The sequence below is a fragment of the Psychrobacter sp. D2 genome (genome assembly GCF_013608135.1).
Lineage (GTDB): Bacteria > Pseudomonadota > Gammaproteobacteria > Pseudomonadales > Moraxellaceae > Psychrobacter > Psychrobacter cryohalolentis.
This window is the reverse complement of sequence record NZ_JACDXZ010000004.1, coordinates 285,375-298,299: the sequence shown is the minus strand read 5'-3', so window position 1 is coordinate 298,299 and position 12,925 is coordinate 285,375. Positions and strand designations below refer to the sequence as shown.

10 protein-coding genes and 1 riboswitch are annotated in these 12,925 nt (G+C 44.0%); of the genes, 4 read left to right on the top strand and 6 right to left on the bottom strand.

The genetic code is table 11. From position 1 onward, the window contains the following. Positions 1-102 precede the first annotated feature (102 nt). Positions 103-1,803 carry a phospholipase D family protein gene (locus tag H0262_RS07790; RefSeq protein ID WP_181210341.1) on the bottom strand — a complete coding sequence of 567 codons (1,701 nt, stop codon included), beginning with the start codon at positions 1,801-1,803 and terminating at the stop codon, positions 103-105. A 424-nt stretch (positions 1,804-2,227) separates the two neighbouring features. Between H0262_RS07790 and H0262_RS07785 the strand changes: the two genes are divergently transcribed. The 4 genes from H0262_RS07785 to H0262_RS07770 all read left to right on the top strand — a co-directional run bounded on the left by H0262_RS07785 (position 2,228) and on the right by H0262_RS07770 (position 6,060). Next, positions 2,228-3,496, top strand: coding sequence for an O-succinylhomoserine sulfhydrylase (locus H0262_RS07785; RefSeq protein WP_181210340.1), 1,269 nt, complete (start codon positions 2,228-2,230; stop codon positions 3,494-3,496). An 84-nt stretch (positions 3,497-3,580) separates the two neighbouring features. After that, entirely contained in the window at positions 3,581-3,910 is a 330-nt protein-coding gene (locus H0262_RS07780) for a YbaB/EbfC family nucleoid-associated protein (RefSeq protein ID WP_011513146.1), read from the top strand. A 109-nt stretch (positions 3,911-4,019) separates the two neighbouring features. Then, entirely contained in the window at positions 4,020-4,613 is a 594-nt protein-coding gene (recR, locus tag H0262_RS07775) for a recombination mediator RecR (protein ID WP_020443082.1), read from the top strand. Positions 4,614-4,761: 148 nt separating this feature from the next. Next, positions 4,762-6,060 carry an HRDC domain-containing protein gene (locus H0262_RS07770; RefSeq protein WP_181210339.1) on the top strand — a complete coding sequence of 433 codons (1,299 nt, stop codon included), beginning with the start codon at positions 4,762-4,764 and terminating at the stop codon, positions 6,058-6,060. A gap of 17 nt (positions 6,061-6,077) precedes the next feature. Here the strand turns inward: H0262_RS07770 and H0262_RS07765 are convergent, their stop codons facing one another. The 5 genes from H0262_RS07765 to gcvT form a co-directional block, all read right to left on the bottom strand. Further along, positions 6,078-6,755, bottom strand: a complete 678-nt coding sequence (locus tag H0262_RS07765; RefSeq protein WP_181210338.1) for a triacylglycerol lipase — start codon at positions 6,753-6,755, stop codon at positions 6,078-6,080. A gap of 161 nt (positions 6,756-6,916) precedes the next feature. Next, positions 6,917-9,814, bottom strand: a complete 2,898-nt coding sequence (gcvP, locus tag H0262_RS07760) for an aminomethyl-transferring glycine dehydrogenase (protein ID WP_181210337.1) — start codon at positions 9,812-9,814, stop codon at positions 6,917-6,919. Positions 9,815-9,877: 63 nt separating this feature from the next. Continuing rightward, positions 9,878-10,636 carry a nitroreductase family protein gene (locus tag H0262_RS07755; RefSeq protein WP_259275431.1) on the bottom strand — a complete coding sequence of 253 codons (759 nt, stop codon included), beginning with the start codon at positions 10,634-10,636 and terminating at the stop codon, positions 9,878-9,880. A gap of 349 nt (positions 10,637-10,985) precedes the next feature. Then, positions 10,986-11,366: a glycine cleavage system protein GcvH gene (gene gcvH / locus H0262_RS07750; RefSeq protein ID WP_011280078.1), complete on the bottom strand. Its 381-nt coding sequence runs from the start codon at positions 11,364-11,366 to the stop codon at positions 10,986-10,988. Between the two features lie 66 nt (positions 11,367-11,432). Beyond that, positions 11,433-12,605 carry a glycine cleavage system aminomethyltransferase GcvT gene (gene gcvT, locus H0262_RS07745; protein ID WP_020443087.1) on the bottom strand — a complete coding sequence of 391 codons (1,173 nt, stop codon included), beginning with the start codon at positions 12,603-12,605 and terminating at the stop codon, positions 11,433-11,435. A gap of 169 nt (positions 12,606-12,774) precedes the next feature. Then, positions 12,775-12,913, bottom strand: a riboswitch (glycine riboswitch). Between the last annotated feature and the right edge of the window lie 12 nt (positions 12,914-12,925).

The window sequence follows — 12,925 nt, the reverse complement described above, 5'->3', positions numbered from 1 at the left end:
AATGATTTATCGTCAAAATAAAGACGTTTATGTCAAATATGATTATATGAAACAGAATTAAGCCAAGAGCATTCAACTTCTGTTTTTTTTATATTGAGCCAACTATAACAGCCAATCAATAGGTAACCATGACATGATGGTTAGCCAAACATGGTCACTGACATCGACGCGCGGCTCTGAATCATAAATGACTTTCTTATCTTTTTCCATGGTATGCCATTGTAAATCACCGTTTTCTAGTAACTTCACTTCATACGCTTGGTTTAGTAAGTCATCGCTCAATGCACCATGCAACTGAGTGGCAAGCTCCTCATCATTGATAATCACGCCCATCTCAGTATTAATATTAGCCGAGCGCGGGTCAACATTATATGAGCCAATGAATACTTGATAGTCATCAACGGCGAAAGCTTTTGCATGTAAACTGGTTGAAGATTGGCTACGCGCTTTCCAAAGTTTGTTTTCGCGCTTTTCTTCAGAAGCGGTTGATTTTAGCTCATAAATCTTGACTCCCGCGCGCAGTAAACTAGGACGCCATTGGCTATAGCCAGAATGTACCGCCGTTACGTCGGTTGCATCAAATGAATTGGTGAGAATTTTGATTTCGATACCAGATTCTGCTAATGAGACCAACGTATTAACACCGTCTTTGGTCGGTACAAAGTAGGAGGAGATAATAGTCAATTTTTTTGATGGACTACCAAGCAAAGTGCGTAGCTGATGCACCAAATTGGTGTCTGCTGGCACGGTTTTAGTCAATTTGCCGACGTCATCACTCAAGAACTGCATGTCCGTCCAGCGAAACGGCACTCGCTTATTAATCAAATCCGTATCGATAGAGGAGTCTTCTATGGCTGCTTTATACACTGATAAGCTGCCACTGCTACTACTTTTCTCATCGGCTTTTAACTTATCGAGCCCTTGTACGAAGTCAGTCGTCTCTCCTTTATCAAGAGTCGCTAAGGTTTGAATATCGAATGATATTGGTGCTGACCAGTAGCTGGCAAAGCTATTGTCAATATCTGCCACCACTTTACCAATCAATAGTACATCCAAATCTGCGAACTGACTGCTTTTATCATTGCTTAGGTATTCATCGCCGATATTACGACCACCAATGATGGTTATTTGTTTATCAAAAATCATGCTTTTATTGTGCATGCGTCTATTGATACGTGGCAGACCGGTGACAAAATTTAAAGTCTGAAATTTACGATGCATAAGTGGATTGATGATACGCACAGCAATATTAGGGTGACTGGCAAAACGCAGTAAATGCTGATCAAACTTAGCATTATTATTAAAATCATCGAGCAGTAAACGTACGATCACGCCGCGCTCTGCCGCATCCCATAAGTCTTTGAGCATCAGCTGACCGGCTTGATCATCGTGCCAAATATAGTACTGGGCATCGATATTTCGCGTTGCCATACCCGTCAATATACTGCGTGAGGCAAAAGCATTGGCGCCCGTCACAATTGGATGATAGCCTGATAAATCAGGGTGAATCTCACTCTGTTGACTGATGGCAGCAACCAAATCAAGACTATCCGTGTTTGGGATAGCAAGGTCTGTGCTAACAGTCGTAGTATTTATAGGATCGCCCTCTTTTTGGGCGTCTTTTTCTATTTCAGCTTGTTTGCTGATGTCCGATTGGTATAAAGCATTGACCCGTGCAGATAGTGCTTGGCTTTCAGGCAAGTGCGGCTGCTTGGGTAAGCTTTGGCATCCACTAAGACCTAAGGTGAGACCGAGTGTCAGGCTCAACGATAAGTTGCTGGGTTCTATACTGAACATCGACATAAATAAATTACCTTAGTGAGCCTTTATATAATGGAGAAGTTGCCAAAAAATATGTATGGATTTCTTGGTGGTTTTGCAGATAATAACACTGATTATAAGGCATATGATAATATCGCCTAAGGCAAAGTTTAAATCGCCGCTAAGCTTATCAGGTGTCGGCATCTGTGCCTATTATAAATACGTTACTTTTATAAAATATTGCCTGTATTAGATCTTGTTCTTATTGGATCTAGGTAGCACAATTTTTGCTTCTTCTTTCTAATAAGTGATACGTTAGGCAAAATAATAGACAGTCAGCGCTGAAAACTGCTGCTTTGAAGCTGCTGCTTGGAATAATTTATCATGATATGATAACGCGAATACGTGAAGTTTATAATCAAAAATAAACGCTATTGTAAATAACAATCAAGGCAATGGAAACTTTATGAGTCAACCGCAAAATAAAGACAATATAAACGGCTTGGATGCAAACTGGTGCAATGATGCACTGGATTTAGAACTCGATTATGGTATGCAAACCATTGCAGTACGTGCAGGTCAGCATCGTACCGATGAGGGCGAACATTCAGAAGCTATTTTTACGACCAGCTCTTATGTATATAGCTCAGCAGCTGATGCTGCCAGTCATTTTGATGGCACTAAAACGGGCAATGTCTACTCACGTCATACCAATCCAAGCGTACGTACCTTTGAGCGCCGTTTAGCAGCACTTGAAAATGGTGAGCGTGCAGTCGCAACAGCCTCTGGCATGGGTGCGATTTTGACCATGTGTTTGGCGTACTTAAAAGCCGGTGACCATTTACTTGCTGCTAATCAGCTATTTGGCTCCTCTATTGGTCTGTTTAATAACTATATGGCAAAGTTTGGTGTAGAAGTCAGTTACGTTGATTGTTTCGACAATGACGCATGGGCAAATGCTGTTCAACCAAATACCAAGGTGATTTATTGCGAAAGCCCCAGTAATCCATTGGCACAGATTTGTGATATTGGCTTTTTAAGCCAGCTATGTAAAGCCAATGATATACTTCTTGTCGTTGACAACTGCTTTGCCACCCCAGCTTTGCAACGTCCGCTTGATTTGGGTGCCGATGTGGTGATTCATTCTGCAACCAAATACTTAGACGGTCAGGGTCGAGTACTTGGTGGCGCGTTAGTCGGTAGCGATAAGCTGATGCAAGAAGCGTTTACCGTCATACGTTCAGGCGGTATCAGCATGAGCCCTTTTAATGCTTGGGTCTTTACCAAGGGACTTGAAACGCTTAAATTACGTATGCAAGCGCATTGTAGTAACGCCAATCAAGTGGCAGAGTTTTTGCTTAATCATCCCAATGTCAGCATCGTACACTTTTCAGGCTTGAGCGACCATCCATCGCATGAGTTGACCAAGCGTCAGCATCATATGAAAGACGGCTTTGGAGCCATTATGGGTTTTGAAGTGCAGCCATCAGAGACGCGTGATTCAAAATCTGCCGCATGGCATGTCATTGATTCAACCCAAATGGTCTCTATCACCAATAATTTGGGTGATGCTAAAACCACGATTACCCATCCTGCAACAACGACCCATTTTCGTTTGAGCGCCCAAGAGCGCGCAGAAGCAGGCGTAAAAGACGGGCTGATTCGTCTGTCGGTCGGTCTAGAAGATGTGGAAGATATCATCAAAGATTTGGCGCGTGGTTTAGACAGTTTGTAAAGATAGCGGTATAATTGCTATTAGTATTTTATTTTTTATTATCAAAACCCCCATTATTTATTATTAAAAAACCAAGAGGCAACTATGAATATTCAAGCATTGATGCAACAAGCACAAACCATGCAAAAGAAAGTCGAAGCAAACGTCGAAAATGCTAAAAAAGAGCTTGGCAATAAAGAAGTACATGCAGAAGCGGGCAGTGGTCTGGTAAAAGTAACCATGACGGGTCGTCATGTGGTTAAGCGCTTGACCATTGATCCAAGCTTATTAGAAGATGAGCCAGATATGATCGAAGATCTTATCGCTGCTGCTATCAATGACGCGGTGCGCCAAGCAGATGCGCTATATGAAGAAACCATGGCTGGCGCGACCTCAGGTATGGGCTTGCCACCAGGTATGCAAGGCATGTTCTAAGTAGCTGGTTCTTAAACGCTAAAGGCGACATATTAAAGAAAATGGGGTTGTTATCGACATGATACGACCCCATTTTCATAGCTATGATTTATAAACAAAGGACATCACTTTGCTGACAGCCAAATTTGATCAGCTGGTCAAACAGTTGCGTATCTTGCCGGGCGTTGGTCAAAAAAGCGCTCAACGTATGGCGCTGCATCTGCTCACCAAAAAACGCCCACAAGGAATGGCACTTGCTCAAGCGCTTGATGAGGCGATGCGTGATATCGTCGAATGTCAGCGCTGCCATAGCTTTAGCGATGAGGCTGTTTGCCCATTATGCCAAGATCCTAGGCGTGATGATGCATTGCTATGCGTGGTTGAGACTGCAGCTGACGTGATGGCGATAGAGCAGACGGCAGGCTATCGTGGGCGTTATTTTGTGTTAGGTGGTCACTTATCACCGATTGATGGCATTAGTGCTGATGATTTAAATATTGAGCAACTGGTCTGGCGCGTCAAGCAAGAGCCTGTTGAAGAGCTGATATTGGCGACCGGTACGACGGTTGAAGGGCAAACGACCGCTCACTTTATCAGTGAGGCAGTCAGTCGTCATGTCAATAAAGTCACGCGTCTGGCGCAAGGCGTACCGATGGGCGGTGAGCTTGAATATCTTGACAGCATGACCCTTGGACAAGCGATGCAAAACCGCTCCTTTTTATAGCCTTCTTATCTTTATCAGATTAAAATCTTGCGCATTTTATTCAATGATGTGGTTATAATTGTTTATATTATTTTATCGCTTTCTCTTTTAATTTTATTAAGACGTGCTTTAGCGTTTTATTCTCTCTTATCAATGCAGGTATCTGCCCGTGTCTAACACTGCTTCAACTGAATCAAACCTTCAAAATACATTTTCGGCTGACGAAGTACACCATTCAGTCAATCCAGCCAAATTAGTAGACCTGCCAGTAGAGCCGGATATTGACGCATTATTAGATATTGCTGATGAGGTTGCCGTCACTTGGGTGCGTAAGCAAAGCCAGTTGGATGAAGTGATTGAGGCATTGGCCACTTGCGGGCGTGTGGCATTAGATACCGAGTTTATCAAGCGCGATACCTATTATCCACGCTTAGCACTGATACAGCTAAATACTGGCAATCATGTATATTTATTAGATGCGCCGCAGTTACAACTGAGTGAGCTATGGCAAGCACTTATTAAAGTTGATGTGGCTATCTGGCATGCTTGTGGTGAAGATTTAGGTATATTTTATCTATTGTCCGGCTGCCCGCCACTGACCAATATTTTTGATACGCAAATTGCCTTGTCCTACTTAACAGGTCAATTACAGATGGGCTATCAGCAAGCGCTTGATGAGCAGCTCGATATGCATATTGATAAGGAACAAAGCCAGTCAGATTGGTTACAGCGTCCATTATCAGATGAGCAAGAGCAGTATGCGATTGATGACGTGCGCTTTTTACCTGCGTTATATTTGAGTCTTGAATACGCTCTAAAATCTCAAGGTCTCTATGAGTATGTCTGGGAAGACTGTCAGCTTTACGCCAACGACTTATATGATGCTCAAAATGTTGTAGACGAGCAGATGTATCTAACCATGGCAGACTATCGCTATACCTCTGAGCAAATGGCAATATTGCAGGCGGTAGCCACATGGCGTGAAGAGCTGGCGCGCTCAACCAATCAGCCCCGTACTTTTGTCATAAAAAAACAAGCGGTGCGTGAGATTATCACTGAAAAACCAAACAATATGCGTGAGCTTGCGCATAAAACAACGATGCATCGCAGTATGCTGCGATTGTATGGTGAAGAGCTACTCAAAGTAATAAAGGCAGCCAAAAACCTGCATCCTGCTGAGTATCCCGATTGCCTATTACCGCCGTATCGTTCAAAAAACAAAGTACTGTCAAAAGCGGTGCAACAAGCGATAGATGATCAGGCGAAAGCTACTGGCGTACCTGCCAATGTCTTGATGCGCAAAAAATGGCTTGGGCAATTATATGAAGTCATTGCTTTTGATCAAGATATCAGCGAGTTGCCACAAGGGTTGAAGGGCTGGCGTCATGATTGGGTGATGCACACCTTTATTCCCGTTATCGAAGCGCACAAGACTGAGCTACAGCAAGGCATGGGCATCAATGTATAAGGTTTAACGCCTGACACTTACCTGCGTTCAAATTGACCATACTGTAAAAAATATCCTGTCTGCTTGGCAACGTTAGTATCAATCAACATGCCGGTATGCGATACAGGCAGGATTAAATGGTCAGCCGCTGCTTCAAGTTTGGTCTCTTTTAAATAGACGGTGCCATCATGCACCAGATGTTCATCAAGCAATGGGTTATGAGCTTGGCGTAATTTGCGATTATGATATTGCAGAAATATCTGACCCAAACCGTATGGACGACTCCCAGCAATCACGCCGAGGCTAATATGCTCTGGTAATGCTGCGACGGTGCCATCCAATGCATCTGCATATGATCGTCCCATAACCGCAGGGGTTAATCGCCAGATATAATCGGCGCAGATACTGCCTACATGTGGCGTACCAAGGGTCACGCAGCGACCAATTTGCCACTTAGGATACTGAGTAACAAAATCACGAATAATCAAACCGCCCAAGCTATGACCGACCAAATGTATCGGCTCATCAGGATGATGATTTTCCTCAAGCCACTTATTAAGCCGCTGACTATTGGTTTGAATACCATCGCGCATACTACGATAGCCAAATTGATGAGTTTTAAATCCTGCTGCTTGTAAGCGTTTGGCAAGTGGTCGCATAATCCAAGCCGTTTGGTGCAGACCATGGATAAGAATGACAAGATTGTTTTTCTGCATATGTGATTCTAACCAAGTGGATGATATGAATAGATTAATAGCCATTTTATTATAGCGCTAAATGTTATTAGTAAAATAAAAACCTCCAAATCAGATGCTGACTTGGAGGTTTATTTTTATCTTTTATAAAGTATCAAAACTAAGACTATATAAAACTGGGATTACATATAGTTTTCGATACTTGGGCAAGAACACATGAGGTTTTTGTCACCATAGGCGTCATCGACACGTGCCACACTTGGCCAGAACTTATTGGTGCGGATATAAGGCAGTGGGAAGGCTGCTGTCTCACGGCTGTATGGATAGGTCCATTCGCCGTCAATTACCATAGCAGCTGTATGCGGGGCATTGACCAATGGATTGTTCTCTAACGTCCAGTTGTCTTCGCCCGCTTTGGATTTCAGCGCTTCCGCTTTAATAGATTTTAGAGCACTGATAAAGCGATCAAGCTCTTCTTTTGACTCTGATTCTGTCGGCTCAATCATCAAGGTGCCTGATACTGGGAAACTCATGGTTGGTGAGTGGAAACCATAATCCATCAAGCGTTTCGCGATATCGCTTTCACTGATGCCCGTCTCTTCTTTTAAAGGACGAATATCGATGATACATTCGTGAGCAACGCGACCGTTTTTGCCCGTATAAAGGACAGGGTAGTGGTCTTTTAATTGAGCAGCGACATAGTTAGCATTTAATAGCGCAAGCTCAGTTGCTTTTAGCAGACCATCACGACCCATCATGGCAATGTACATCCATGAAATTGGTAGGATGCTTGCTGAACCATAAGGGGCTGCCGATACGGCCGAGCAGTCTTTTTGGGCGTTGTGTACAGGACTTAGAGTATGGTTGGCCATAAATGGCGCCAGATGCGCCTTCATACCGATAGGACCCATACCAGGACCACCGCCGCCATGTGGGATACAGAAGGTTTTGTGCAAGTTCATGTGTAGTACATCAGCACCAACGTCAGCTGGCTGCATCATGCCAACCTGCGCATTCATATTAGCGCCATCCATATAAACTTGACCGCCATGTTTATGGATGAGGTCACAGATTTTACGGATACCTTCTTCAAACACACCATGCGTCGATGGGTAGGTGATCATCAATGCACCTAGACGCGTGCTATGTTCTTCAGATTTGGCAGTTAGGTCATCGATATCAACGTTACCATTGTCGTCAGTTTTGACCACAACCACTTTCATGCCCATCATCATAGCAGTCGCAGGGTTAGTACCATGCGCTGACATAGGGATCAAGCAAACATCACGGTCAGTCTCACCAAGTGATTCATGATAACGGCGAATCGCTAGCAAGCCTGCATATTCACCTGAAGCGCCAGAGTTTGGCTGCATAGAGACATCATCAAAGCCGGTAATGGCTTTTAATTGCTCTTGCAAGCTATCAATCATGGCAACATAGCCTGTGACTTGGTCACGCGGTGCAAAAGGATGCACATTGGCAAATTCAGGCCAAGTGATCGGTAGCATCTCACTGGTGGCATTCAATTTCATGGTACAGCTACCAAGTGAAATCATACTGCGGTTCATCGCCAAATCTTTGTCTTCAAGCGATTTTAAATAACGCAGCATTTCATGCTCGGTATGATGCGAGTTGAATACTGGATGCGATAAGATGGCATCAGTACGCAAATGAGCACTATCAAGAGAGACACGAGCGTCTTCTGGTAAGTCATGTGCTTTAGTAACGAACAGCTGAGTTAGGACATTAAAGTCTTTCTGATCGCTGGTTTCACTGAACGCAACGCTTAATTTGGTCTCACCAAGACGCCATAAGTTATAACCGACATTGTCAGCATTTTGAAAGATTTGGCTAGCAAGTTTTTCTGAGCCACAATCAACCACAACGCTATCAAAGAATTGATCATGGACCACATTTAAATTACTATCGTTGGCGTTTTTGATGACGTCAGCGAAGGCAGTCGCAAATGCATGGATACGAGTAGCGATACGCTTTACACCACCTGGACCATGATAAACCGCATACATACCAGCTAGGTTTGCCAATAGTACTTGTGAGGTACAGATGTTTGAGTTGGCTTTTTCGCGGCGGATATGCTGCTCACGAGTCTGTAGCGCCATACGTAGGGCAGTATTGCCTTGTGAGTCTTTTGAAACTCCGATGATACGACCAGGTGCTGAGCGTTTGGCTTTATCAGAGAACGCAAAGTAGGCGGCATGTGGACCACCAAAGCCCATTGGAATACCAAAACGCTGGGTGCTACCCAATGCCACGTCTGCGCCCATGTCCGCTGGTGATTTTAGTAACACCAAACTCATGATGTCACTGACGACACTCACATAAGTTTTATTTTTCTTAACGGCAGCGATAACGTCGGTTAGGTCTTTAACATCGCCTTCAACACCGACATATTGGAATAATGCACCGAAATAGTCGCCTGATTTAGCCAGTTCAAAATCACCAACAACCACTTCCCAACCAAAATATTTGGCGCGAGTATTAATAACATCTAGCGTCTGCGGATACACGCGGTCATCAACGAAAAACTGCATAGACTTGCTTTTGCTGACACGTTTTGACATTGCCATCGCTTCAGCAGCAGCCGTTGCTTCATCAAGCAGTGAGGCGCCAGCAAGCTCAAGACCAGTCAGGTCGATACAAACTTGTTGGAAGTTAAGCAATGCTTCTAGGCGACCTTGAGCGATTTCTGCTTGATAAGGCGTGTAAGCGGTATACCAACCTGGATTTTCAAGGACGTTGCGCTGAATAACTGCTGGCATACGCACAGGCGAGTAACCTTGACCGATATAGCTCTTATTAACAGTGATGTCATCTGCCATGGTACGCAATTTGGCAAGCGCTGCGTGCTCACTCATCGCCACTGGCAAATCTAATTCTTTATGCAGACGTACTGGTTCAGGCACGGTATCATTGATAAAAGTTGCCATGTCGCTATAACCAATGGCACTGAGCAAGTCAGCTTGTTTGCTATCATTGGAGCCAAGATGACGATAAACAAATTCGGCTTCGTTGAATAAGCCTTTGAAGGTATCAAGCGCTGGGTTTTGAGAGATAGTCATGGTGATCCTTGGTAAAAATAGGGATAAAGGAGATGGCTATAATAAAAATAGGGTATTAATAGGTTATACGTAATGTACAAATTGATCTTGCTCAAAGCGGAACTGGGTATTGTAGACGCCATTATCAGCACGCTCGCCAGCACCAATCATCATAACGATATGATGATGATCGCTCAGTTTTAATAAGCGCTTCATCGCAGGCTCATCGAATCCGCCCATCGGACAGCTATCAAAGCCATGCGCGCGCAAGGCAAGCATTAGGTTTCCAGCCGCTAAAGCGGTGTTATTGGTTGCCCAATTTTTGGTGTCTTCAAAGGTATAATAAGGCGATTTTATGGGACCTTTTATACGTCTGACTACTTGAATGGCGCTCCACTTAGCTACTGATACCACGTTAGCAGGTCCACGTAAAAAATCTAAGGCAACGACTTTGTTGTAGTAGTCTTTGACTTTTTTTGGCACCGGCATATCAGGGTATTCACGCAATATTTGCTTTGCATGGTCATGCCAAACATCAGTACGAGCAACGACCGCGATTAGGCGTGCTGAGGTTTTTGCTGCGTTTTGATTCATGCAGTTTTTGACTGCGCTCTTGCGCTTACCAGCATCATCAATAACATAAAATTCCCATGGCTGAAGATTGCTTGAGTTTGGGGCAAGCATCGCCAAACGCAGGCAGTCTGCTAATACATCGTCAGGTATCGGCGCATCTGTAAATCGGCGTACCGAACGGCGCGACTCTACCACGTCACAAAATGCTTGCAGCTGCGGAGTGTGACTAGGCGTCGCAAGACTGTCTTTATTGCCAGTATTAGAATTCATAGTAGGATCCATGCTGAGGAATGAGTAATCAGCTTCAGGCATTATCGATTGCATATCTTCAATAGTGTCTGACAAGTGATTAATATGAATAAATCAGATAGCAGTTGGGCGTCATAAATTGAGTGCTGATTGTCTTGAAAATACTGCATTGAAAACACGGTCTTGCCATTATTGTCTTAAAAGTAAAGCGCACAGATACCAGCGCTTGCCAGTATCTGTCGAGTTGCTTTTTTTAATCAGTAAACATTTTATAAATGACAATCTTATCAAAGACTGTCTTATCAATAAAAATATTAAGGGCAGCAATACTAAAGTTAAATGCTGCCTTTAAGAGAGCGTAAGACTGATATTACAGCTCGTTTTCGTACTCATCAGCGGTTAGCAGTGCTTCATAGTCAGCGATATTGTCAGGCTTCATTCTGAAGAACCAACCTTCACCATATGGATCAGAGTTGATGATTTCTGGATCATCTTCTAAGGCTTCATTGATAGCAACCACTTCACCTGAAATAGGCGCGTAAACGTCAGATGCTGCTTTTACTGATTCAACAACAGAGATTTCGTCATCGACAGCGATGATGTCACCTACGTCTGGCAATTCAACAAATACTACGTCACCCAATAGGTCTTGAGCATGATCAGTGATACCAACCGTGATAGTACCGTCGTCTTCTAAGCGTAACCACTCGTGGCTGGCGATGTATTTTAGTTCTGCTGGGATATTACTCATGGTTTCTCTCCTAGGTGATAGAGGTTAATTAATAAAAAAGAAAGCTAATAATAAATTTTCTGTTGCCTACGAGTCAAACTGCTGCTTGCCATTACGGACAAACGGTAGTTTAAGCACGCGTACATCGACGAACTTACCTTTACCGCGCAGATCAATTTGCACATTGTCATCTTCTGCTAGGGTAGCAGGAACACGGGCGATAGCGATAGAATTTTTGAGGCTAGGAGAGAAAGTACCACTGGTAATGATACCTTTTTGCTCTTTATCAGTGCCTTGATTAATGGTCACTTCCATACCTTCACGTAATACGCCACGGCTAGTCATTAATAAGCCCACTTGCTTCATAGCGGTATTGTCATCTTTTGACTGTTTGCGTTTACTGACCATAGCATCGCGACCAATAAAGTCACGATCGTCTTTCAGCGCCAGTGTCCAGCCCATGTTGCACTCATAAGGGCTAACATCTTCATTCATATCATGACCATAGAGGTTCATGCCCGCTTCCATACGCAAAGTATCACGAGCGCCAAGACCGGCAGGCTTTATACCATTGGCTTTTAATTGCTCAAAGAACGCCGGCGCATCATCGCCATGCATAATGACTTCGACGCCATCTTCACCGGTGTAGCCCGTACGAGCGACGAACCAATCTGTGCCTTCGATGTCTGTTAAATCAGCACCAACGAAAGGCTTAAGACCAGCTAAGGTATCTGCCCAGCTAGGTTTGGTTTGCGCCAGTTTTTCAACGGCGTTTGGTCCTTGCACGGCAATCATGGCAAGCTCTGGACGCTCAGTGATGCTGATGTCAAAACCTTCAGCGACTTTGTCAAATTGCGCCATGTCTTTATCGCGAGTAGCAGCGTTTGAGACGATACGGTATTCAGTAGCGTTTTCGTTCATCAGGTAAACGATTAAGTCATCGATGACGCCACCTTGCTCGTTGAGCATGCCAGAATATAGCGCTTTACCGACGGTTTTGAGTTTATCGACATCATTAGCCAGTAGCTTTTGTAGCCATGCTTTGCTGTCAGCACCTGTGACATCAGCGACGACCATATGTGAGACATCAAACATACCAGCATCAGTACGCACCGCTTCGTGCTCTTCGATTTGTGAGCCATAATGGATTGGCAATTCCCAACCAGAAAAATCCACCAGTTTGCCATCACTCTCGACATGAGACTGATAAAGGGGTGTGCGTTGAGGAGCTTGGCTGTTAGTATTTTGAGTATCGGTCATAACAAATCCTTATGTGGACATTAGCTATACTTAGTAAAAGTATTAGGGCTGATGTACATGATCATAGTAGCGAGAAGCAATATTGCAGGGTACAAGCATTGCAACCAAGGGTAGTACAGAAATAATATAAAACTATCCGCCAAACAAACGCTTAACGTCAGTTTAGAGGGAAGCCCTATCTGTCCTGTGACCTGAGATTTTCAACACGATCCATCATCGTAATTCTTCAACAGAGCAATGATGTCGCGTTTTCTCCCCTTCGGTGGGTAAGACGTCGTCCGTCCTTACCGCTCTCCAGATTTGTTATGCCTAAGGTTTAA

Excerpts from the sequence above, each read along its gene's own strand:
- H0262_RS07790 (WP_181210341.1), bottom strand. The coding sequence starts at position 1,803 with ATGTCGATGTTCAGTATAGAACCCAGCAACTTATCGTTGAGCCTGACA.
- H0262_RS07785 (WP_181210340.1), top strand. The coding sequence starts at position 2,228 with ATGAGTCAACCGCAAAATAAAGACAATATAAACGGCTTGGATGCAAAC.
- H0262_RS07780 (WP_011513146.1), top strand. The coding sequence starts at position 3,581 with ATGAATATTCAAGCATTGATGCAACAAGCACAAACCATGCAAAAGAAA.
- H0262_RS07765 (WP_181210338.1), bottom strand. The coding sequence starts at position 6,755 with ATGCAGAAAAACAATCTTGTCATTCTTATCCATGGTCTGCACCAAACG.
- gcvP (WP_181210337.1), bottom strand. The coding sequence starts at position 9,814 with ATGACTATCTCTCAAAACCCAGCGCTTGATACCTTCAAAGGCTTATTC.
- H0262_RS07755 (WP_259275431.1), bottom strand. The coding sequence starts at position 10,636 with ATGAATTCTAATACTGGCAATAAAGACAGTCTTGCGACGCCTAGTCAC.
- gcvH (WP_011280078.1), bottom strand. The coding sequence starts at position 11,366 with ATGAGTAATATCCCAGCAGAACTAAAATACATCGCCAGCCACGAGTGG.
- gcvT (WP_020443087.1), bottom strand. The coding sequence starts at position 12,605 with ATGACCGATACTCAAAATACTAACAGCCAAGCTCCTCAACGCACACCC.